The 22,735-nt window shown below is 51.5% G+C and carries 12 protein-coding genes and 6 pseudogenes; 13 read left to right on the top strand and 5 right to left on the bottom strand.

Going from position 1 to position 22,735, the window contains the following annotated elements; translation table 11 throughout:
• Positions 1-6: 6 nt before the first annotated feature.
• Together JCM15908_RS15450 and JCM15908_RS15445 are read right to left on the bottom strand one after the other, a co-directional pair.
• Positions 7-1,560: a DUF5113 domain-containing protein gene (locus JCM15908_RS15450; protein WP_306303702.1), complete on the bottom strand. Its 1,554-nt coding sequence runs from the start codon at positions 1,558-1,560 to the stop codon at positions 7-9.
• Positions 1,560-3,560: a DUF5112 domain-containing protein gene (locus tag JCM15908_RS15445; RefSeq protein ID WP_306303701.1), complete on the bottom strand. Its 2,001-nt coding sequence runs from the start codon at positions 3,558-3,560 to the stop codon at positions 1,560-1,562. The genes JCM15908_RS15450 and JCM15908_RS15445 overlap by 1 nt, the downstream gene beginning before the upstream one ends.
• Before the next feature lie 166 nt (positions 3,561-3,726).
• Here JCM15908_RS15445 and JCM15908_RS03455 point away from each other — a divergent pair, with 166 nt between their 5' ends.
• The 4 genes and pseudogenes from JCM15908_RS03455 to htpG all read left to right on the top strand — a co-directional run bounded on the left by JCM15908_RS03455 (position 3,727) and on the right by htpG (position 10,007).
• Positions 3,727-4,791 carry a LacI family DNA-binding transcriptional regulator gene (locus JCM15908_RS03455; protein ID WP_025002274.1) on the top strand — a complete coding sequence of 355 codons (1,065 nt, stop codon included), beginning with the start codon at positions 3,727-3,729 and terminating at the stop codon, positions 4,789-4,791.
• Between the two features lie 121 nt (positions 4,792-4,912).
• Complete coding sequence (locus tag JCM15908_RS03450; protein WP_025002273.1) at positions 4,913-5,731, top strand: hypothetical protein; 819 nt, start codon at positions 4,913-4,915, stop codon at positions 5,729-5,731.
• A gap of 382 nt (positions 5,732-6,113) precedes the next feature.
• A pseudogene (locus JCM15908_RS12060) lies at positions 6,114-7,567 on the top strand (trypsin-like peptidase domain-containing protein).
• A 386-nt stretch (positions 7,568-7,953) separates the two neighbouring features.
• Positions 7,954-10,007: pseudogene (gene htpG, locus JCM15908_RS12055) on the top strand (molecular chaperone HtpG).
• 193 nt (positions 10,008-10,200) lie between these two features.
• On the opposite strand, the gene JCM15908_RS03435 reads toward htpG, so the two are convergent.
• Together JCM15908_RS03435 and tamL are read right to left on the bottom strand one after the other, a co-directional pair.
• The gene (locus tag JCM15908_RS03435; RefSeq protein ID WP_025002272.1) at positions 10,201-11,004 is read right to left on the bottom strand and encodes an MBL fold metallo-hydrolase; all 804 of its coding nucleotides are present in this window, start codon (positions 11,002-11,004) and stop codon (positions 10,201-10,203) included.
• A 168-nt stretch (positions 11,005-11,172) separates the two neighbouring features.
• Positions 11,173-13,444 (bottom strand): annotated as a pseudogene (gene tamL / locus JCM15908_RS12050) (translocation and assembly module lipoprotein TamL).
• Between the two features lie 84 nt (positions 13,445-13,528).
• Between tamL and JCM15908_RS12045 the strand changes: the two are divergent.
• From JCM15908_RS12045 to JCM15908_RS15005, 9 genes and pseudogenes are all read left to right on the top strand, one after another.
• A pseudogene (locus tag JCM15908_RS12045) lies at positions 13,529-14,237 on the top strand (TrmH family RNA methyltransferase).
• A 65-nt stretch (positions 14,238-14,302) separates the two neighbouring features.
• The gene (locus JCM15908_RS14535; RefSeq protein ID WP_148295502.1) at positions 14,303-14,722 is read left to right on the top strand and encodes a hypothetical protein; all 420 of its coding nucleotides are present in this window, start codon (positions 14,303-14,305) and stop codon (positions 14,720-14,722) included.
• Between the two features lie 845 nt (positions 14,723-15,567).
• Positions 15,568-16,008 (top strand): HU family DNA-binding protein, encoded by a 441-nt coding sequence (locus JCM15908_RS03405; protein ID WP_025002269.1) that lies wholly within the window; start codon positions 15,568-15,570, stop codon positions 16,006-16,008.
• Positions 16,009-16,117: 109 nt separating this feature from the next.
• Positions 16,118-17,148, top strand: a pseudogene (gene hisC / locus JCM15908_RS12040) (histidinol-phosphate transaminase).
• A gap of 116 nt (positions 17,149-17,264) precedes the next feature.
• The gene (gene ftsY, locus JCM15908_RS03395) at positions 17,265-18,221 is read left to right on the top strand and encodes a signal recognition particle-docking protein FtsY (protein ID WP_025002268.1); all 957 of its coding nucleotides are present in this window, start codon (positions 17,265-17,267) and stop codon (positions 18,219-18,221) included.
• A gap of 39 nt (positions 18,222-18,260) precedes the next feature.
• Positions 18,261-19,562 carry a 30S ribosomal protein S12 methylthiotransferase RimO gene (gene rimO / locus JCM15908_RS03390; RefSeq protein WP_025002267.1) on the top strand — a complete coding sequence of 434 codons (1,302 nt, stop codon included), beginning with the start codon at positions 18,261-18,263 and terminating at the stop codon, positions 19,560-19,562.
• 7 nt (positions 19,563-19,569) lie between these two features.
• The gene (locus tag JCM15908_RS03385; RefSeq protein WP_025002266.1) at positions 19,570-19,857 is read left to right on the top strand and encodes an HU family DNA-binding protein; all 288 of its coding nucleotides are present in this window, start codon (positions 19,570-19,572) and stop codon (positions 19,855-19,857) included.
• On the top strand, positions 19,857-20,903 hold the full coding sequence (locus JCM15908_RS14020) for an HU family DNA-binding protein (RefSeq protein ID WP_051530749.1): 1,047 nt from the start codon (positions 19,857-19,859) through the stop codon (positions 20,901-20,903). Before JCM15908_RS03385 ends, JCM15908_RS14020 begins: the two co-directional genes overlap by 1 nt.
• Positions 20,904-20,914: 11 nt before the next feature.
• Positions 20,915-21,121, top strand: a pseudogene (locus JCM15908_RS15005) (HU family DNA-binding protein); the annotation flags it as partial.
• Between the two features lie 440 nt (positions 21,122-21,561).
• Here the strand turns inward: JCM15908_RS15005 and JCM15908_RS03375 are convergent.
• Positions 21,562-22,560, bottom strand: coding sequence for an IS110 family transposase (locus JCM15908_RS03375; protein WP_025002265.1), 999 nt, complete (start codon positions 22,558-22,560; stop codon positions 21,562-21,564).
• Positions 22,561-22,735 lie beyond the last annotated feature (175 nt).

The raw sequence follows: 22,735 nt of genomic DNA, 5'->3' as shown, positions 1-22,735 counted from the left end.
TCTGATTTATCCTTTTTTTGCCAATACTACATCTATATACATCTCTTGCCCCACGCAGACAGCCTCCATGCCGCAAGCCCTGCGGTTGGTAGACTCTCCGTTCTCCCGCGCAATCTGCCTGCACACCATATACGGGATGTTCGCAATACTGGGTGTGAAGAGGTCGGCTCCCCGGTCGCTTCCAAGCGTCGGCATGGAAACTCTGAACACCATATAATATTGCCCCTTCGGCCGGGCCGAGACATTCAGCCGGGACTGTCCGCTCTGCTTATACAATATTTCAAACAAGTAGCGAATCAAGGCTATGTCGCCCAACAGGCTTGCTTCCGGGACGCTGCAGTCTATACGGACAGAATTGGAAGCAAGCTCCGAGACAGCAAAGGCCTTACACTCCAACTTTATGGTATCCACCTGACGGGTGGCCTGCGCAGACAGGATGGCATAAAGGTCCTTATAATAGGAAGCCAGTTCATCTATATAGTCAAGCTGCCTGTCGCTCTCTTCTACCAACTGCCTGATTTTCGACGGATAATACATCGTCTCATGCTTCAGGGTAGACAAGCAGTTGTCCAATATATTATTGCTCACGTGAAGCTGCTCCATCTCAAACTTAGTTCGTTTCAGCTCGTCCTCGGCAAGTTCAAGATGGAGTCTTGTCTCCTGATTGTGCTCTATGGCAGCCTGCAACGTCATCTGAATCTGGTCGAGTATGCTTCGCAGCTTGTCGGGGAAACGGTCGCTCGCTATGAGCTGTATGCTGCGCTGTTTTTGCTCGGCAGGCATCGGGCTTAGGAGAATGTCATTGATACGCTGGATTCGCTCTAGACAGAAACGGAAGAAAACACGGTGCCTGTAAAAGACAAGATAGTATATGGGAAGGATTGAGAGCAGCAATAGGACAAGCAGAATAACAGCTACATTCTTGTTCGATTCCGACCGCTGCATCATACGGCAATATTCCCCCAAGGTATTGTCTGCCGAACTTTCCTTGAAAAGATGGGTATATACCTTGTTGTTATAGCGATATAGTTGCCACTGGTGGAGTGCGAGGGCAGCAACCGCCGACTCATTCCTCATGTCCAGAATGATGTTGTACTTAGTAGGAATACTGTCGTGAAGCCATACTATTTCTGCAGGCTGCGACGAATTATCGCTTATCCGCTGCATCAGATACTTGCCCTGAGGCCGTATCTTCTGATAATAGGCATTGAGGTAGTAACGGCAGGTATCGGCAAAGAGCAATGTCTTGGCATACGTCCCGTTAATATTGCTGAAGTATGCAGAGTCGGCATAGATGCTTGCCAAATCCAGCAAAGGGTCGGCAACATGAGACACGGGCAGCCTGCGCTGAGTAGAATGACGAGAACCAAATGAGACTGCATCGGAACTGAGAACTCCCATAACAGACAGAATAAGGGCCAACAGCATCTTCACCGACGACTTGGGAAGCCGGAAGAAGAAAGTACTGCCTTGCTTTTCTATACTTCTCACCCCGATAGAGCAGACTGAGAAAAGAGAACTCAGCTTCTTGTATTTGTTGATAATACCCTGACAATTCATCAGCCAAATCCATGCGACTTCCTCTCCGGGTCGTCCTGTATCGTCTTATGGTCGAATATATGGGCAGCCTCGTCGGCAGACATTCCACGTCCGGTATCTGTTACGGAAACTTCCACATATTCAGCCGCGGTATTAGCCTCTATTGTAACTGTTCCCCCATCACTGGTAAACTTGCGCGCATTGTCAGCCAATGTATTGAGCATGAACAGCGTGAGCACACGGTCGGCCTTCACACGGGCATCACTCGGAACAACATTCAATTGGATACCTTTCAGCAGGAAACCGGTCTTACTCTTGGCCACCATATCGAAAAGCGGCTGGAGAGGGAAACTTTCAATCCGAAGTACGAGTTCCCCCTGCTGCAGCTTAATCCAATGAGTTAGAACATCATTATAATCTGTTATCTTGTCTGATAATTCCGATATGTACTCATAGCGTTCTTGACGCACTTCCTGACTTTCTCCTCCTGCCCTCAGTCGTGCTATCTCGTGGAGCATACGGTCTATCAGCGGCGTGATGATGTTAACAAGAAATATCTTGGCACGGCGTTCCAAATTACGTTTCTTATTGACCTGTATCTCAAGCAGGCTGATATGATAAGCCTCCTGTATCTCCTCATAACGCTCGTCAAGGGACTGCTGATAAGAGTCGTTTTGTCTCTGCCACTCTACGAGTGGTTCAAGAAGTGGCTGAAGAGAGCTGTTATGGTCGTTCTTCCTACGCTTATAATGCAAATAAACAAGCAATGAAATCAAAAGGACTATCAGGGTAACCACTGCCGCAATCATGATATTCAGCTGCCCGGCAGACAAATTCAGTTGTTCTGCGCGCGATTCCAGATAACGGTCCTGACGCGTCTGCTCCTGCAAATCCAAATAGATGTTACGGTTAAAGTCGCTGCTGGGCTTATCGTTTATAGCCGCATAAACCACGCTTAACTGCTCACGGATTGAGGCTACAAGATCGGGAGCTTGTCCGATGGCCTTGTCTCTGTTGAGCGCATTCTGCAAACAGACGATGGCAGACGGATAATCCTTTATCTGCCAATAGCAGGAAGCAAGGGTTCGATAAGAACTTGCAGTCTGATAAACATCCCCAAACTCTGAGACCAAATCAAGCGAACGCTGTGCCAAATTGCCTGCGAGAAGACTATCGGGCATATCATCAACATTCAAGAACTTAATAGCCTGCACATTGTCCTTCACAAGTTTTTTCCGAAAGTTGGGATTTTGGAGATGCTCACTAAGTGCCTGCAAAGAGTTGGCTTCCCAAAAAGTGAAACTTCCCTGCTTTGCCATAAAATAGCAACGTACAAGATAATCGAACTCCTGCTGATTGACTTCAGACTGCTGCTTGCCTGTAATAACCCCACCTGCCCCAACATTGTAAAGCAGATTCAGATATTGTGCCGTGTCCTGATCAAGGTCTACATCTGTCTCTATCGTCTCCAGCGACTTCACAAACTGATGCTCAAGACCGACATAGTAATAATAAGCAGAAGTAACGATATGAAACTCAGATACAGCATAAGTCATCCGCCTGCGCTGATGTTCGGACAAGAGTCGCTCCTCCTCCCTGATACGCTTCATCCGACGGGCAGCACGTTCATGATAATCATAAAATTCCTTATTCTTCGACTTCCTTTGGCAGACTCTCATCCGCTGTATATCAGCAATGAGCAATTCCACCTGATTATCCGTCATGGCATCTATTGAATCCAACCGGGAAAACGCCCTCGCATACTGCATCTTGACAATATTGACAAAAGCCAAGTTGTTTACAGCTTCAGCCCTGCCAGCATCGTAATCCTTAGATACCTGAAAAGCCCTCTTGGCCCACGCCTCCGCCAAATTAAGATTACGGTAATGATAAGCATAGGCACGCTCATTCAGCATGTCTACACGCCGGCCGTCTGTCTGTGAGCACGATGTAAGAAACAGGCCCACAAGCAAAGAGACAAAAAGACTGGTCAGGCAAAGTATTTTCCTAGTTTCTATCACAACCACACATTACGTTGTTGGTGTCGCAAAAGTACGAAAAAAAAATTAAAGGGAAAGTAAAATCAAGACTTTTTGAAGAAAAAGGAATAAAAAGCAAGAGGCTTAGAAACAGTTCTCAACTATTATTAGTACTTTTGCAGGTAAAAAGGAAGAATTACTAAAACGTATGGCTGACAAGATTAGGATTAAGGATATAGCAGAACGTGCAGGTGTGAGTGTCGGAACAGTAGACCGTGTCCTCCACAAGCGTCCGAACGTTTCAAAAGACGCCCTCGAAAAGGTAGAAAGAGTACTCAGGGAAATGAACTACCAACCCAACGTATATGCCAGTGCTCTGGCATATAACCGAAGTTACACCTTCTTCTGCCTCATCCCCAAACATGCCAGTGAGGCTTACTGGGAAGAGATAGAATTGGGAGTAATGAAAGCCGTTGAGCAGCGGCGCGACTTCCATGTCAATGCAGAAATCATGTACTACAGCAGGCTACATTCCGAATCTTTCGTCGACACATATACCGAGTGTCTCAGCAAGAATCCCGACGGCGTGATACTCGTCCCTTCAACCTTAGAGCTTACACGCGACTTTACTGACAAGCTGCATGCTCGCAGAATTCCATTTATCCTGCTTGATTCCTACATGCCCGAACTCAACCCGCTATCCTTTTATGGTCAAGACTCTTTTCAGAGTGGCCGCTTTTCCGCAAGGATGCTGATGCTCATAGCCCGCGACGAGAAGGCCATCATGCTGATGAAGCAGACCAAGGACGGGAAGGTACCAAGCAAACAGCAGGAGAACCGTGAGGTGGGATTCCGGCATTACATGAAAGATAATTTCCCCAATGTGGAGATTCTGGAAGTCAATCTTCCGCTTGACGAAGAACGAAAAAGATATGACGGCATATTGGAACGGTTCTTTTCTTCGCACCCGGAAATACATCATTGTGTGGCGTTAAACTCCAAGGCGCATATTGTCGGCTCTTTCCTGTTAAAGACCAACCGGAGAAACATACAGATAATGGGCTACGACGTAGTACACAAAAACGCAGACTGTCTCCGGGAGGGAAGCATATCCTTCCTGATAGCACAGCATGCCTACCAACAGGGATACTACAGCGTAGACACACTCTTCAGGGCTATAGTCCTTAAAAAGGAAGTACGCCCCGTCAATTACATGCCCATAGAGCTGTTGACACGCGAAAATATAGACTTCTATCATCGCTCCATGATATAGCAGAAGAAGACAACGGCCACCTGCCTGCCCAAACAAAACGACACTATAACGGGAACCATGCAAGTGAAGTCCCACTGGCCGGCACACCAATCCGCTTCAATTCATTTACAAATTCAAACCCATGGATATTGTTCAACGCAACTTTTTCAATCTTCTCCGCACTGGTGCCTTCGACGAAAAGTCGGTCGTAGAACCCATGTCATCCTTCAAATGGAACAGGCTCTACCAAATGGTAGAAGCCCAAGGAGTTGCAGATATATTCGCAAGAGGTGTCCGTCTACACGAAGGAGAATCTGGAATGAATCTTCCGAATGACTTAAAAGAAATCATAAAAAGGCGATACGAGACACAAGACCTGCAGCCATCAACTTCCGAAAGCAGCGACTTCAGTCTCAGCAACCATTTGATGAATCGCCGGCTACAGAAAATCGTCTATGCAGAACGGCACAGCATTGACACGTCCGTAGAGACCATAAGACTTCTGAGGATTATCGTTGAGAATATAGGCATCATGCTCAATAAGGGAATGAGCCTTGGAGGAATTATTAACTTAGGGCAATACCTCCGCACAAAGGGCGACAAGGTAGACTTCGTGAAGTTTGAGCAATGGCTGAAAACACTACAGCTGAGAAGAATGGCACAGCTGCAGGGCAGCATACTCATTGCCGTCTTCGGATTTGAACAGGAAGAGCTGCCTTTCGTAGAAGTCCAAGAGCCACATGCCCATAAGCTGACGCTCAACTGCGTGTCCGACCTTGCAAAGGATACGGCAGAGGAATGGCACTTCAGACAGACCTCTACAGGATTTGTGCGCAACAACGGGGCAGTTCTCCGGCGAAACCTCCGCCGGAGCATACGCTACATTGCATACTCCCCAATAGAAACTACCAGCAACTTTGCCAACAACTTTATCAGAAGTCTCTCCGAAATTGAGGAATAGGATACATACAGAAGGCATGTCTAATTCCTAAGCCTCAAGCCCTTATCAGGCTTCATCCTACCACAACACGCATGTAAAACAAGGATGGCATACCGGCATACCTGAAAAACACAACCGCCATCCCATTATATGACAAGGAAAAAGCAGGACAATTTTGAATGAATGTAAATTTATCCCAACCACTAATTAAGAGCCGTTAAGCCAAAGAAAGGAACTGTTAAATTCGGATAAAGAAAAATGGCTAAATGGCAGATTAACAATTTTTGCGCATACATTTGCATCGGTTTTTCACAAAAGCCCAACCATACGGCACGTCCATCAGGGGAAATGTGATAAGCTCCGAAGTTATGACTAAAAATAAACAGAATAAAAAAGAAACGTTATGAAAAAACTATCAAAGTATCTGCTCGGTGCATCGTGCGTTCTGGCACTCGCCTTCTCTACAGGAGCATTTATCAAGGTATATGCCGCAAACGTACCGGCAGTAGTACCGGGTCAGCCCGTTGACCTGACTTACGCGGCAGAGAAAGCTCTGCCCGCGGTAGTACACATCAAATACGTACAGAACTCCAAGACGCGTACCGTAGAGGTACAGAGCGACCCGTTTGAAGATTTCTTCGGTCCATTCGGATTCTTCGGTAATCCCAATGGCGGCTCGCGTCAGCAGAAAATACAGACCCCGAAGAGGGAAGCAACGGGAAGCGGTGTCATCATCTCGCCCGACGGATACATCGTTACCAACAACCACGTCATAGACGGTGCCGACGAGCTGACGGTTACGCTCAACGATAACCGCGAGTTTTCCGCACGCATCGTAGGTTCTGACAAGAACACCGACTTGGCACTTATCAAGGTAGACGGCAAGAATCTCCCTACCCTGCCCATCGGAGACTCCGACAAGCTGAAAGTAGGAGAATGGGTGATTGCCGTAGGAAACCCCTACAACCTCAGTTCGACGGTTACGGCAGGTATTGTCAGTGCCAAATCGCGCGGAATCGGTGCCAACGGCATAGAGAGTTTCATACAGACCGATGCAGCCATCAATCCCGGTAATTCTGGCGGTGCACTTGTCAATGCACAGGGCGAATTGATAGCGTCAACGCCATGCTTTATTCCCAAACCGGCTCCTATAGCGGCTACGGCTTCGCCATACCGACAGCCATCATGAACAAGGTAGTCGACGATATCAAGAAGTATGGCAGCGTACAACGTGTCATGCTGGGTGTAACCGGAGGCGATGTGCTCACCTACATCGACAATCAGAAAGAACAGGGCAAGGAACCAGACCTCGGTACCAACGAGGGTGTCTACATCTCAAAGGTAGCCGAAGACGGCAACGGTGCAGAGCTGGGGCTCGAAGCCAACGACGTTATCACCAAGGTTGACGGCAAGCCCATCAAGAAGATGTCCGAACTTCAGCAGGCTCTCAACGGCAAGCGACCGGGCGACCGAGTATCCATCACTTTCCTGCGCAAGAAAAAGGAGTACACGAAGAGTATCATACTCAAGAATGAGCAGGGAACGACCAAGCCGATAGAGCAGGCAGACATTGATGTGCTTGGAGGGCAGTTCCGCCCGGTAACGGAGGCAATGAAGAAGCAGCTGAACATCACCTATGGTCTGGAAGTGCTGAAAGTGAACAATGGAGCTTTCAAGGAAGCAGGCATTAACCGTGGCTTCATCATTCAGAGAGTGAACGATCACAACATCAACTCCATAGACGACCTGCAGAAAATAGTCAAGGCTGCCTCCACCAGCAAGGCTCCTGTCCTCTATATACAGGGCATTTATCCTACAGGGAAGAAAGCCTACTTTGCCGTTCCGCTGTCAGAGTAAGACGAAACAACATAAAACAGAACTTGCAAAAGGGAAGACACAACAACGGTGTCTTCCCTTTTTCATTGTATTTTCGTGCAAGCAATCATACCGGAGAAACCGATAGGCAAACACAGCAGAAAGGGACAAAAGGTCAACTCCAAGAAACCATCAGCGAAAGTGCCCCTTTCGCATGGTGAAAGTGCCGTTTTCATCCTGTCAAAACGGCACTTTCGTTAAATCATTCAGGCAGCCTGCCATTACCTGTCATTCCGTGCCATCAACCGGGCACGGCATGCAAGCCTCATCACGTCCGGCTTATTGCCAAAACAAACATACGTCGCCACTATGGCACAGAATTTGTATTAGTCTCTTCAAAGAATCAATCATATTTTATATCAACGAATATGCAAAAAGGTAATATTGGGGTTACGACCGAGAACATCTTCCCCGTCATCAAAAAGTTCTTGTATTCCGACCATGAGATTTTCCTCCGCGAAATGATTTCAAATGCCGTCGATGCTACACAGAAACTGAAGACTCTGGCCATCACGGGCGACTTCAAGGGCGAGCAGGGCGACCTGACCGTACACGTAAGTCTTGACGAAAAGGCAGGTACACTGACCATCAGCGACAGGGGAATCGGCATGACGGCCGAAGAAATAGACAAATACATCAATCAGATTGCCTTCTCCGGCGTTACAGACTTCATGGAGAAGTACAAAGACAAAGCCGAGGCCATCATCGGACACTTCGGACTTGGCTTCTACTCTGCCTTTATGGTAGCCAAGAAGGTAGACATCATCACCAAAAGCTACAAGGAGGGTGCACAGGCAGTCAAGTGGTCGTGCGACGGCAGTCCCGAGTTCACGCTCGAAGAAGTGGAGAAGGCCGACCGCGGAAGCGACATTGTTCTCCATATCGACGATGACTGCAAGGAGTTCCTCGACAAATCGAAGATTCAGGGACTGCTCAACAAGTATTGCAAGTTTATGGCCGTCCCGGTAGCTTTCGGCAAGAAGACCGAATGGAAGGACGGTAAAAATGTGGAGACTGACGAGGACAACATCATCAACAGCGTTGAGCCTTTGTGGGCAAAAGCTCCCTCAAGTCTCAAGGACGAAGACTACAAGTCGTTCTACCGCACCCTCTTCCCCATGAACGACGAACCACTCTTCTGGATTCACCTCAACGTGGACTATCCGTTCAATCTGACGGGTATCCTCTACTTCCCACGCGTGAAGAACAATATAGAACTGCAGCGTAACAAGATTCAGCTCTACTGCAATCAGGTCTTTGTTACCGATCAGGTAGAAGGCATCGTGCCCGAGTTCCTCACCCTGCTCCATGGTGTCATCGACTCGCCCGACATTCCGCTGAACGTCAGCCGAAGCTATCTCCAGAGCGATGCCAACGTAAAGAAGATTTCTTCCTACATCACCAAGAAGGTAGCCGACAGACTACAAAGCATCTTCAAGGAGAACCGAAAGGACTATGAGGAGAAATGGGACAACCTGAAGCTCTTCGTCAACTACGGCATGTTGTCGGAAAACGACTTCTACGACCGCGCCAAAGACTTCTCCCTCTTCAAGGACGTAGACGGAAAGCACTTCACCTTCGAGGAGTACAAGACCCTCATCAAGGACAACCAGACCGACAAGGATGGTTCGCTCATCTATCTCTACGCCACTGAAAAGGAGGAGCAGTTCACCTATATAGAATCTGCCAAGGCCAAGGCTACAGCGTCATTCTCGCAGACGGACAACTCGACCTGCCGGCTATCTCCATGCTGGAGCAGAAATTCGAGAAGAGCCGATTCGTGCGCGTCGATTCAGACGTCATAGACCGCATCATCGCCAAGGAGGATGCCCCGAAGACGGAATTGGGGACCGACCAAAAAGATATTCTGACGGAGACTTTCCATTCGCAGATGCCTAAGATAGAGAAAGCCGAATTCATGGTAGACGTCCAGCCGCTAGGAGAAATGAACCAGCCTGTCGTCATTACCCAGAACGAGTATATGCGCCGCATGAAGGAGATGAGCAAGTTCCAGCAGGGCATGGGCTTCTATGCCCAGATGCCCGACTCGTTCAGTCTGGTGCTCAACAGCGACCATCCGCTTATCAAGCACATACTCGAAGACGGAACAGCCAAGACCGAAGAGGCACTGAAACCTATTCTCAGCGAACTGAAAGGGCAGCAGGCCCGCCTTGCAGCCCTCCAGCAGAGCCAGTCGAAGAAAAAGGCAGAAGAGATTACGCAGGAAGAGAAAGACGACCTCCGACAAGCCGAAGAGGCCATCGGCAAGCAACGCGAGAGCAAGAACGAGGTCATTGCCAACTACGCGAAGGACAACAGCACCATCCATCAGCTGATAGACTTGGCTCTCCTCCAGAACGGCATGCTGAAAGGAGCATCGCTCGACCAATTTATCAAGCGTTCGGTCAGTCTGATAAAGTAAGGGACTGAAAGAGATTTTGATGAAAATATTGTCTGTAGGGACTTGCACAACCATGCGTCCCTACAGATTTTCTTTTATGGAAAGGGGGAAATATCAGAAGGAAAGGACGAAGACCTTCAATGGGAAAGACAGAAAAATGGAATGAGCAGGACGGAAACACGGAACGTCCGCTGCACCCATGCCTTGCCGGAATTTATTTCAATTCAAATATCTCGCTGGGAGTCTTGCGCTTCAGGACTTCCAGTCCGAAGTCTTTTCCTGCGACGATGCCGCTGTCGCGCAAAATGGATTCTATCGTCTTACGGGCCAGTTCGGGATGATTGTTCTCGTCGCTCAGGTGGCAGAGCCATACATGCCGAAGGCCGGGGGTGGCGTTCTCAGCCAATGCCCTGGCGCACTCCTCGTTGCTGAGATGCCCCATCGGGCCACTGATGCGCTGTTTCAGATATTTCGGATAAGGGCCGGACTTCAGTTTCTCCGGCTCATGATTTGCCTCAATGACAAGATAGTTGGCCTTGGATATATAGCTCCGGATGCCGTCCGTGATATGTCCGCAGTCGGTTACCAGCACAAAACTTACATCATTATGCCCTATCAGATAGCCGACACAGTCGGAACTATCGTGCGGAACCTCAAAGGGCGTAACGGCAAACTCGCCGACCTGCACCGTAACATCCTTTTCGACGAAACGTACCAGCGGCTGCTCTATCTTCCGGCGGACACACCAATTGTGCCCTATACCCTGATGTACCTTCTGCGTGGCATAAACCGGCACCTGACGGGCACCGCTAAGAGAGCCGACGGACTTCACGTGGTCGGCATGGTCGTGCGTGATGAGCACGTTATGTATCATAGACAATTGCAGTCCGTAGTTATGGAAATGCTTATTTAATAACCGTACCCCGACACCGCAGTCTATCAGGAGGCTGTCGGTCTCGGTATAGAGAAGATAGCAATTTCCACTGCTACCGCTGCCAAAAGACAGGAATCTAAGCATGGAAAAACAAAATTTCACGCAAAAGTAGCAAAACAATTTCAAATAGCAAAAGGTTTGCCCCACTTTTCCGAATATTTTAGCCGGAAAGAACTACATTTCCATTCCGCATGCCTGCAAGGAGGGTGCTGCTGTCCGCACCCATCCGCTTCCATAAAACGGGAAGAGGCGTCAGAACGGCATGCCCACGGCAAAGTGGAACGTAAAGTCGCGCTTCAGGTCAGGATGCAGGACGGCATAGTGTTCCCTTGCGCTCTCGTAGGAAGGATTGACAGCCTTCATTCCGGCGTCGAAACGAAGTATGAAATAGTCGAAGTTCAGGCGTAGTCCCAGACCGTATGCAACTGCCAGCTGCCTCAGGAAGCTGCGGAAGGCAAACTGTCCCCCGGGCTGCTCGCTGTAGCTGCGCAGCGTCCAGATGTTGCCCGCATCGAGGAAGACCGCCCCGTCGAACTTCCAGAAGAGATGGGTGCGGTACTCTGCATTGAGATCGAGCTTCACGTCGCCCGTCTGATTGATGAAGTCTATGCGCCCATCCTTTCCCCTGAACTTCCCCGGACCAAGCTCGCGCACGCTCCATCCTCTCACGGAGTTGGCTCCCCCGGAGATATATCTCTTCTCGAACGGAAGCACGTTGCTGTTGCCATACGGCCACGCTATTCCCCAGTCGGTATGCAGCACGAGGGTGTTCCGTGCATCGAAGCGTATGAGACGTATAGTCGAAATCGAACTTCGCATACTGAGCATAGGCTATATTGAAAAGGACGTTGCGCCCCTGCGCGTTCTTGTTGAACTTGAATATGCCGTTCATTACGCCCAACAGGTTTCCGGCCGTCTCTATATGGGCACGCACGGCATGGTCGCCATTAGAGTAGGAGACGCCCAGCCCCATCCTCATGATGAACAAGTCCTCGTAGTTGTAGCGCAGGATGGCGTTGCGTGTCGATACATTGTCGAGATAGTCGTGCTTGAATGTCGCGCTGATCCAAGGCATGTAGACATAGCTCAGGTCCAAGACGTCGAGCGTATAGTTCGTATGCCGGGCAGGATTCGACCAATGATACTTCCACGCAGCCGAGAAGACGCGGCGGTGGAACTCCGGCCTGTTCTGCAAGTCCCAGCTGACGGACGCCTCCGAGACGGCACTGCTCCGGCGGCGGAAGGCATGGGAGACGAACGGATACACGAACCGCGGAAACTGCAGACGCGCCCTGACGCCGTACTCCTCGAAGTCGTGGTTCTCGTATCCCTCAAGCCCCGTAATGGCCTCGAAAGCCGCCCGAAGCTCCACGCTGAACAGCTCGCTGCCACGGAAGAGGTTGCGGTTCTGATACGACAGCACCGCGGCCGCACCGAGGTCGCCTGCCGTATTGGTGCCCTCGGGCTGAAAGGAGAAGGTGTTGGGCTTGTTGTGCGAGAGCTGTATCTCGGCGTCCAAGTAGCGGTTGGCAGAGCGGCGGTAGCCTATGGTCTTGCCGACGACGATGCTGTCGATGGTCTCCAGCTCCCTGAAGTTGATGTTCGTATAGCGCACCGCCCCCAGACGGGCAAAGTTGTTGTAGGTCTTTTGCAGGTCGGTGGCCGAGAACCACGTGCCCTCCCTCAGGGCGACATTGTCGCCGATGATGCTGCGGCGGAGGTGAAGCCCCGTGGAATCACCGGGACTTACCCTGACACTGTGGACGATGTAGCGCGGATGGGGCATCGGGGAGTCGCCGGCACCGGAGCGGTACTCCGACAGATGGAGCGTAACGCCGATATGGCTCGAGCCGCGCACCGAGTCGGCCGTATAGTAGATGAAGTCCTTGTTGAAGCGGTAGAATCCCGAATCGGCAAGTATCCGCGTTATCCGCCTCCGCTCCTGCTCGAGTGCCGAAACCGTGAACTGCAGCGGGCGCAGGGCCGCGCTGTCGCCGAAGTGCAGATGCCCCTTCAGGACGCGGGCCACGACGGAGTCCCGGATGTCGTACCCGAGGCTGTCTATAATAAAAGGTGTGCCGGGATGGAGACGGTAGACCACCCTGACCTTCCTGCCCCGCGCCTTGGCGTCGAAGTCCACCCGCGCCTTCATGTAGCCCATGTTCTGCATGGCAAGGCGCAGGTCCTCGCACGACTGCCGGGCCTGAAGCGTATCGTAGAGCACAGGTTCCTCGCCTATCTTCTTCAGCGTGCGGTTAATCCACTTCGTGCTGTCCCTGCCTGCCAGCGCATAGGTGCCGAGCGGAATCTTGAAGAACGAGAACCACCGCGAGTTGCCTTTCTGGCGGACATACTGCGAGAGCAGCGAGGCGTCCAGACCCTCGTCGTCGGAACGCACGTCGACCCTGTCGAGCAGGTAGCGGTGTTCGGGAATGAACTTATCGGGAGAGCAGGCCGCCAATACCGCCGACAGGACGGCAACGGCGAATATATGGCGGACGTAGAATAATCTTGCGCGAATCATCTGACAGACAAATATTTTGGACAAAGTTACTAAAAAGTTGGAAGTAAAGGGAGGAGTGTTAAGAGTTTTTTGTAAATTTGCGATATGATTTCCAAGAACAAAATTAAACTCATCCGCTCGCTCGAGACAAGGAAAGGCCGCGAGAAGACGGGGCTGTTCGTGGCAGAAGGCCCGAAGACCGTCCGCGACCTCAGAGAAGCCGGATTCCGGATGGAAGAGGCCTTCGACGACCCCGACGACGTGAGCCGCCTGTCCTTCCTGAAGCATCCGCAGGGACTGCTGGCAACCTTCCGCATACCACAGCGCGGACAAGACCCGGCAGCCGCCTTCCCGACAGCCGGGCTGTCCATTGCCTTGGACGGAGTGCAGGACCCCGGCAACCTCGGAACCATCATCAGGACAGCCGACTGGTTCGGCATCCGCCACATCTACTGCTCGCGGGAGACCGCCGACTGCTGGAGCCCCAAGGTAGTGCAGGCGACGATGGGAAGCATAGCCCGCGTCAGCATCGTCTACACCGACCTGCAAGACCTCGCCGCATCCCTGCCCGACAGATACCCCGTCTACGCGACACTGCTCGACGGCAGCAGCATCTACACTGAGGAGCTGACCCCGAACGCTGATACTCATGGGAAACGAAGGCAGCGGAATAAGCCCCCAACTCAGGAAGACCGCAAACCGCCGGCTGCTCATACCCAACTTCGCACAGGGCGGCAGCACCCCCGACTCGCTCAACGTTGCCGTAGCCACAGCCATCGTCTGCTCGGAGTTCAGGCGCAGGACGCCCCGGTAAGCCCCACCCCTGCCCCACCGTGGCAGACAACGTAAGAAAACAACAGAACAGCAAAACAAAACAGCATGGAGACAAATACATTCATAAAGCACAGAAGCCTGCCGGCCTGCATAGCCGCCGGCTACCGCCTATGGAGCACCCACCTCAGCGAAATACTCATCAGGACCAAATGGCACCTCCTCGCCACATCGTTCTTCGCCGCCTGCCTCGTAGCCGGCCTGACCGCCGCGCCCGGCACGGGCTACCGACCGCTGCTCTTCCTCGCCGCATGGGCCGCATCAGCCGTCAGCCTGCGCCGCTCCGTACTCTCCATGATTCCACCCGAAGCCCGCGGCCGCAACACCGTCGCGCTCCTCCTCCGCCACCCCGGAAGCCACCTCATCCTCGGCGCAGCTCCGCCACCATCACCCTGCTCGTCCTCGCCCTCGCAGCCCTTCCGCTGGCAATACTCATCTGGGCGTCATACGCCAACAGGGCAGACATAGCGGCAGGCCACCCCGGCGCACTCCACGAAGCTACCAGCCGCTGCTGTTCGTCACCGCATGGGCTACAGCCGCCCTCGCCTTCTTCATCCAGACATGGCAGACCTTCGCCTTCTGCTACCTCCGCGGCTCCCTCTCCGCCATGAAAAAGACAGACAAGTAGGACACCCTCCGCGCAGCCGCCCGGCACAGGGAGACAGAGCGGGGCATCCCCCCTCCCCCAGTCTTTCAGCTCATCCAAGCGACCCTACAACATTCTGACAGTCAGTATTTTATCAGACAATCCATCTTCCCTGAAAAAAGTAGGTACTTTTTGCCCGAAAAGTACGTACTTTTTTACCAAAAGGTACGTACCTTTTTGAGAATAGTACCTGCCTTCTCCCAAAAAAGCATATTCCGCCCACAGAAAAAGCACCGCCGGGCACACTGAAAAATCACGACAATATCAGAAAGACAACAGCTGAAAGCCAAACACACAAGGCAAACCTGTCCGCGACCAGCAAGAGCCGGCCGACCAAGAAACACCAAGCCGTGAGCAGTCAGTAAGAGCAGAAAAACCGTCCGCGAAGAGTGCCGGCGGCAAGACGTCCTGACCTATACACCATAACCGCAAGGCCGAAAAACGGCCGCAGCCCCCCCGCATCCATCGGCTTCAGGCAGGACGTTTTTAGAAAAAAAGAGAGAAACAATTCAAAAAAAATCTCCTGTCGCCCTTTTTTATGTATGAGAAACTTGATAATACAGAATCTTTTTCCTATCTTTGCAACTGACACTTGGGCGAAAGGCTCCGCGAAGAGTGCGGACGCCCTCGCACCAAGACTCGTAAACCACAACATAAAAAACAATTTATGAATTACTCACTAAGTAAACGGAAAATGACCCTCGGCCCGGCAAAGGGCGAGTTCAGGTTCGTCGCATCACCTGTATACCAGAAGCAGCGCATCAGCTTCGACCAGCTCTGCGAGCGCATGGCAGAAGACTCCACCGTCGGAGAGGCCGACATCGCAGCCGTCTTCTACAAGTTCCGCAAGGTGCTCAACAAGCTCTGCTCGCAAGGCTACATCGTCGACTGCGGACCGCTCGGCACCTTCCGCCCCTCCTTCGCCTCGAAGGCCGTCGAGAAGGAAGAGGACTTCAAGCCCTCCGAGAACATCTTCAAGACTCAGATACGCTTCACACCGACGGCAGACTTCCGCCAGCTGAAGAACGTAGAGTTCTTCCGCGTAGACCCGCAGAAGAAGGAAAAGAAGACGAAACCCTCCGGCGGCGGCGAGCAGCACCTCCCGTAACAGCCCGGACATGAAAGCAATCCTCATCCGCCCCACCCCGCGGATGGGGATTTTCCCGTTTCCCACCCGGCAGAAAGCCGCAACCGCCATCCCTCATAAAGCAACGAACATGAAAAGTCTACGCGAACTCACCCGCCCCAATATATGGGCACTCCCGCCCACACCCTGCCACGAACGCCCCTCCCATGAGGGCCACACCCTGCTCGACGCCAACGAAAGCCCCTACAACAAGCCCCTCAACCGATACCCCGACCCGCTGCAAAAAGAGCTGAAAGAACGCCTCGCCCCGGTAAAGGGCGTCGCCCCCGGACAGATATTCCTCGGCAACGGAACCGACGAGGCCATCGACCTCTGCTACCGCATCTTCTGCGAACCGAGAACCGACAACGTCGTCGCCATAGAGCCGACCTACACAAGATACAGGCACTTCGCCGCCGTCAACGACGTCGAATACCGTCCCGTACCCCTCGGCCAAGACTACCAGCTGGAGGCAGACAGGCTGCTCAGTGCCTGCGACGGGCATACGAAGCTCGTATGGCTCTGCTCGCCCAACAACCCCACGGGCAACCTGCTCCGCCGCGACGAAGTCCTGAAGATACTCGGCGGCTTCCACGGCATGGTAGTCATCGACGAGGCCTACGCCGACTTCTCGCGGCAGAAGACTTTCCGCGAAGAGCTGGGCAGCCACCCCAACCTCATCGTGCTCAACACCTTCTCCAACTCATGGGCATCGGCAGCCATCCGCCTCGGAATCACATTCGCGCACGAAGACGTCATCGGCCTCTTCAACAAGGCAAAATACACCCACAACATCAGCACCCTCACCCAGCAGAAAGCCATTGAAGCCATCGACAGCCGCTTCGACGTCGACGACTGGGTCAGGCTCATCCTCCTCGAACGCTCCAAGATGCTCGCCTCCTTCCGCCAGCTCCCCATCTGCGAGAAGGTATATCCCAGCGACGCCAACTTCTTCCTCGTCAGGATGACCGGCGCGCAGGCCGTCTGCGACTACCTTGCCGAAAGGGGAATCATCGTCGCCGACCTATCCGGCACGACGCTCTGCCAAGCTGCCTGCGCATAACCATCGGCACGAAAAGCGAGAACGTCGCCCTGCTCGGTGCGCTCCGCCAGTACAGATAGCCGCCGGCCGCCACCCCGGAAGACCGCAGGGAAACACCCGGAAAAATACATGCTTTGCCCGATTTTATTCGTTTTTTCGGCTTATTTACACTACCTTTGCAACAAATTAGCTAATTATGGGATTATTCGGATTATTTAATAGAAACAAGAAGGAAACCCTCGACAAGGGACTCGAAAAGACCAAACAGAGCGTATTCTCCAAGATTGCACGTGCAGTCGCCGGAAAGTCGAAGGTAGACGACGAGGTGCTCGACAACCTTGAGGAAATACTCATCACCTCAGACGTGGGCGTCGACACCACCGTGAAGATTATCCAGCGCATTGAAGAGCGCATTGCCCGCGACAAGTACGTATCCACCTCCGAGCTGAACAGCGTGCTGCGCGAGGAAATAGCAAGGCTCCTGACAGAGAATAACACCGCCGACAGCGAAGAATGGGAGCTGCCCGTCAGCCACAAGCCATACGTCATACTCGTAGTGGGCGTCAACGGAGTCGGCAAGACCACCACCATCGGCAAGCTCGCCTACCAGTTCAAGAAGGCCGGCAAGAAAGTCTATCTGGGAGCGGCCGACACCTTCCGCGCAGCAGCCGTAGAGCAGATACAGATATGGGGCAACCGGGTAGACGTACCCGTCATCAAGCAGGCCATGGGAGCCGACCCGGCCAGCGTAGCCTTCGATACCCTCCAGAGCGCAAAGGCCAACGGGGCAGACGTCGTGCTCATAGACACCGCCGGCCGGCTGCACAACAAGGTCGGGCTGATGAACGAACTCAGGAAAATAAAGGAAGTAATGAAAAAGGTGCTCCCCGAAGCCCCCGACGAGGTCCTGCTCGTACTCGACGGCAGCACAGGACAGAACGCCTTCGAGCAGGCAAAGCAGTTCGCATCCGTTACCCAGATAACCTCCCTTGCCATCACCAAGCTCGACGGTACGGCCAAAGGCGGCGTGGTAATAGGCATCAGCGACCAGCTGAAAGTACCCGTCAAGTACATCGGACTGGGAGAAGGAATGGAAGACCTGCAGCTTTTCAACACTGCTCAGTTTGTAGACAGCCTCTTCAGGCAAGACTAACCACACCCTCCGCACAACGCACACGTCAGGATAATTCAGATGATTAAAAACCAAATAGACATCATAACAATGGGATGTTCCAAGAATCTCGTCGATTCGGAACTCCTGATGAAACAATTCGAAGCCAACGGATATACCTGCAGGCACGATGCAAAGCGTCCGCAGGGAGAGATTGCCGTCATCAATACCTGCGGATTCATTGAAACGGCAAAGGAAGAGAGCATCAACACCATATTGGAGTTCGTCAACAGAAAGAACGAAGGACAGCTCAACAGGCTCTACGTCATGGGATGCCTCTCGCAGAGATACAAGGATGAACTGGAAAAGGAGATACCCGAAGTAGACAAATTCTACGGGAAGTTCAACTTCAAGCAACTGCTGACAGACTTGGGAAAGGCAGATGTCCCATCCTGCGACGGAAGAAGACACCTGACCACTCCACACCACTATGCCTATATAAAGATAGCCGAGGGCTGCGACCGCCATTGCGCCTATTGCGCCATTCCGCTCATTACGGGCAGGCACCGTTCCCGTCCGATGGAAGAGATTCTGCAAGAGGTGGAGGAACTGGTATCGCAGGGAGTAAAAGAGTTTCAGATTATAGAGCAGGAACTGACCTATTACGGCAAAGACCTTGACGGCCGACTGCATATATCCGAACTCATCTCAAGAATGGCGAAGATTACCGGCGTGAAGTGGATAAGGCTTCACTATGCCTATCCCAACCAGTTCCCACTGGATTTGCTGGACGTTATCCGAGACAACGACAATGTCTGCAAATACCTTGACATAGCCTTGCAGCACATATCTGACAATGTTCTCAGCCGGATGCGCAGGCACGTGACGAAAGAAGAAACCATTGCCCTGATAGAACGCATGCGCCGGCAGGTTCCCGGCATCCATATCCGCACAACCCTTCTCGTAGGATTTCCCGGCGAAACCGAAGAGGACTTTCAGGAACTGATGGACTTTGTACGCTGGGCAAGGTTTGAGCGGATGGGAGCCTTCGCCTACTCGCACGAAGAGGGAACATACAGCGCACTGCACTATGAAGACGACGTGCCCGAAGAAGTCAAGCAACGCAGGCTCGACGAGCTGATGGCATTGCAGCAAACCATATCCGAAGAGATTGAAGCCGAAAAGGTAGGCAAGACCTTGAAAGTCATCATAGACCGGAAAGAGGGCGACTATTACGTCGGGCGCACAGAGTTCTGCTCTCCCGAGGTAGACCCGGAGGTCTTAATCAGTGCCGAAGAGGGAAAGCTCCGTGTGGGCAACTTCTATAATCTAGAGATAACAGGTTCCGACGAGTTCGACTTGTATGGAAGCGTAAAAAGATAATACGTAAATGAACAATAAGGAATTTATTGCCGCCTTGGCTGCTAAAACCGGCTTTTCACAGGACGAGAGCCAGAAGATGGTACGTTCTACCATTGCCGCCATGGAGAAAAACTTCGAGGCAGGCGACCCTGTCTCCATCTCCGGATTTGGAACTTTCGAGATAAAGAAGCGGCTGGAGCGCATCATGACCAACCCTGCTACAGGACAGCGCATGCTCGTACCCCCCAAGTTGGTATTAAACTTCCGGCCCAATGCCTCCATCAAGGAGCAGCTGAAGAAAGGAGGAAGCGAATAATGGCAAAGACTTCCATACAAATACTGGCTGAGGCGATAGCCAAGAGGCATCAGCTCAAAGCAAAGGATGCACAGCTTTTTGCCGAAGCTGTCTTTGAAGTCATCAACGAGGGACTGAAGCGCGACAAGCTCGTCAAGGTAAAAGGACTGGGGACTTTCAAGGTTCTCACCGTAAAGCCGCGTGAGAGCGTCAATGTCAATACAGGGGCACGCGTACTTATCGAGGGGCACGACAAGGTCAGCTTCACTCCCGACGCTTCTATGAAAGAGCTGGTGAACAAGCCCTTCTCCCAGTTCGAGACGGTCATCATCAATGAAGGCGTAGAGCTGGACGACATAAAAGACAGCGATACACCCGAAGATACCGCCATTCACGAAACTGTAGAAGAGCAGCCAACGGAGACGGAGCTATTGACAAAAGAACCAGAACCAACCTTACCCCGGGAGGAAATATCTGGCAAAACTACTCCTCCAACGACAGAAACTGACGTCAAAGCCACCGAAGCAGAAAAGTCCGAAAAGCTCATAGCAGAAGGAAACGACAAGGCTATGGCTATAGCAGGAGAAACAGGAAAGGCCATTACAGCAGAGGAAAGCCAGCATCTTACCGCAAAAACAGAATCTTTTCCACTCACAACTATTCCAGCTACAGCGAAGGAGAACAAAGGAGAAAAACCAACAACCACAGAAACTATTCAAAACAAAGCAACAGACCGTCCCAACCAAGACACCATACAGGAAACAACAACGGAAGAAGAATCCAACAACAATACGGAAAGTATCTCCCGTAACCGCCGTGTCAGAAAATGGTCTCTTGCCCTGCTCGGTGGTGTTGCAATATGTGTATGTCTCTATTTTGCAGGCTACCACTACGGTGCCTATATTGCACACAAAGAAAAGGCATCAGCTTCTGCATATCAACAAAAGAAACAACCACAAGAGCCTCAAAGGCGACTCCTGACAAAACGAAGCCCGATACGACCGTACTGCCCAAGCCTAGCCCAACCCAACCCAAGGTCGCACCAACCGACGAATATGCGGAGATGAACAATAATCCCAAAATCCGTTATGGTGCATATAACATTATTGGAATAGACAAGATCGTCGTTCTTAAAAAAGGACAAACCATGGAGAGTTACAGCCGCAAGACACTTGGGCCGGACATGGTCGGTTACTTTCAGGTTCTCAATGGAACCTCTTCGCTCAAGGCAGGCGACTCCATGAAAGTTCCCAAGGTTGAGCTGCGCCCGCAATACAGAAAGTGAACAGGTGAACAAGTTTACAAGTAAACAAACGGATAAACAGACTACCGGCTTACGGGTGAGCAGGCAAGGCAAGTTAATTTGTCTAGCATCATTCTATTTGCAGTCTGACCTTTCCGTTATTCCCTTCAGCCTGAAAGTTTTGCATGGCTTAGGTAGATTTATTACCTCAGTTCGGGATAAGGAATCTACCTGTATTCTCCATTCTCACAATTAGATAGGTGTCTATCCTCTTCTTCCACTCTTATTATCGAAATTGTTTTCACTTTTGCAGGCTGTCAATAAAGATAGGATAGATTATGCAAAAGTCTTGATATTCTGTTTGACAATTATAAAATGAACTGTAATAAGGAAATCTTATGTGGTTAAGTGTTTTTAACACAGAACCCTCTCATGGGGGTAGCTCGCCCCCAATCCCCTCGGTGTTTTTCAGGTATTAGCTTCTATCCTTCACCTGTTTCCGAGGATGCAGGAGCCGACCTCAATGTGGAGACATAACCATCGACATAAGGTCTCTGCTGAGTGACAACGGCAAAAGCCTGCCGGACGAGTTTGTTTGCCACGGCAATGACAGCGAGCTTCCCTGACTTTCCGTTAGACCGCAGACGGTCGTAACAGGCCCTGCACTCGGCATTGCACCTTAGCGAGGAGAATGCCGCCACGTAGAGTTGGCTCCTGAGCGAGGAGTCTCCGTTTCGGTTGATGTGACCTTTGAAATTGACTGAGGTACCGGACTGCTGATAGCTTGGCGACAGACCCAGATAACGGGTGAGTTGCTTGGCATTGTCAAAGTAGGTGAACCCACCGGTAGCCATGATGAGTGCGGCAGCGAGGGTAACACCGATACCCTTGATGGAAGTAAGCAAATCCATCTGCTTCTTGTACTCGCTGTTGGCTAAGTCTGACAGATCCTCTTCGAGGTGTTTAACCTGCTTTTCAAGGAAAGCGATGGCCTGTTCGATGGACTTCCTACACTTGGAATCAAAGAACGGCAGCACCTCCATGGAACCCTTGAGGTTCTTCGTAGCAATGAGCTGCTTCTTGAGCTGACGGATGACGGTGCGTTTCTGCTTCAGGGTAAGGATGGCTTCACTGCGGAGCTTGTATGGCGCAGGATTCATCTTTTCCCCATAGAGGGCAATCAGACGGGCGTCAACCTCATCTGTCTTGACCGTTGAGAGCATGACACGGGCGAAGTTCTTCACCTTCAGAGGATTCTCCAGACTCGTGGTAATGCCTGCCTCGGAAAGCAGATAGACAAGCAGGGCACTATAGTTGCCCGTGCCCTCCATGACACAATGGTGCTTATCCTTGGAGACGGTCTGGATGAACTCGTGAATACCCTTAGTGGTGTTCTTAAAGGTTCTCGTCTTGCTGGCCTTCTCCGGTGAGTAAGCCACTACGAAAGTGTCCTTGCTGACGTCGATTCCAATGTAAGTCATAACTATAAAGAATTTAATGTATCATACAACATCTCAAACATCGTGGAGCCATCATTGCAAATACGGGGTCAAAGCCCATTGAACTGTTCGGTTTCGGATGTAAAGATATGGGGGCGGAACATTTCTTACTGTCTTATGACGAATGAAAAAGCGGCCTTGCTCCACACCTTGATGT

It is taken from the genome of Prevotella dentasini JCM 15908, assembly GCF_000614065.1.
Lineage (GTDB): Bacteria > Bacteroidota > Bacteroidia > Bacteroidales > Bacteroidaceae > Prevotella > Prevotella dentasini.
Note: the sequence above shows the minus strand (reverse complement) of the source record. Positions and strands in the feature narration are given on the sequence as shown.

Bases quoted from the DNA above. Each gene is read 5' to 3' on its own strand.
- JCM15908_RS15450 (WP_306303702.1), bottom strand. From the start codon at position 1,560: ATGAATTGTCAGGGTATTATCAACAAATACAAGAAGCTGAGTTCTCTT.
- JCM15908_RS03455 (WP_025002274.1), top strand. From the start codon at position 3,727: ATGGCTGACAAGATTAGGATTAAGGATATAGCAGAACGTGCAGGTGTG.
- JCM15908_RS03450 (WP_025002273.1), top strand. From the start codon at position 4,913: ATGGATATTGTTCAACGCAACTTTTTCAATCTTCTCCGCACTGGTGCC.
- JCM15908_RS03435 (WP_025002272.1), bottom strand. From the start codon at position 11,004: ATGCTTAGATTCCTGTCTTTTGGCAGCGGTAGCAGTGGAAATTGCTAT.
- JCM15908_RS14535 (WP_148295502.1), top strand. From the start codon at position 14,303: ATGGAGACAAATACATTCATAAAGCACAGAAGCCTGCCGGCCTGCATA.
- JCM15908_RS03405 (WP_025002269.1), top strand. From the start codon at position 15,568: ATGAATTACTCACTAAGTAAACGGAAAATGACCCTCGGCCCGGCAAAG.
- ftsY (WP_025002268.1), top strand. From the start codon at position 17,265: ATGGGATTATTCGGATTATTTAATAGAAACAAGAAGGAAACCCTCGAC.
- rimO (WP_025002267.1), top strand. From the start codon at position 18,261: ATGATTAAAAACCAAATAGACATCATAACAATGGGATGTTCCAAGAAT.
- JCM15908_RS03385 (WP_025002266.1), top strand. From the start codon at position 19,570: ATGAACAATAAGGAATTTATTGCCGCCTTGGCTGCTAAAACCGGCTTT.
- JCM15908_RS14020 (WP_051530749.1), top strand. From the start codon at position 19,857: ATGGCAAAGACTTCCATACAAATACTGGCTGAGGCGATAGCCAAGAGG.
- JCM15908_RS03375 (WP_025002265.1), bottom strand. From the start codon at position 22,560: ATGACTTACATTGGAATCGACGTCAGCAAGGACACTTTCGTAGTGGCT.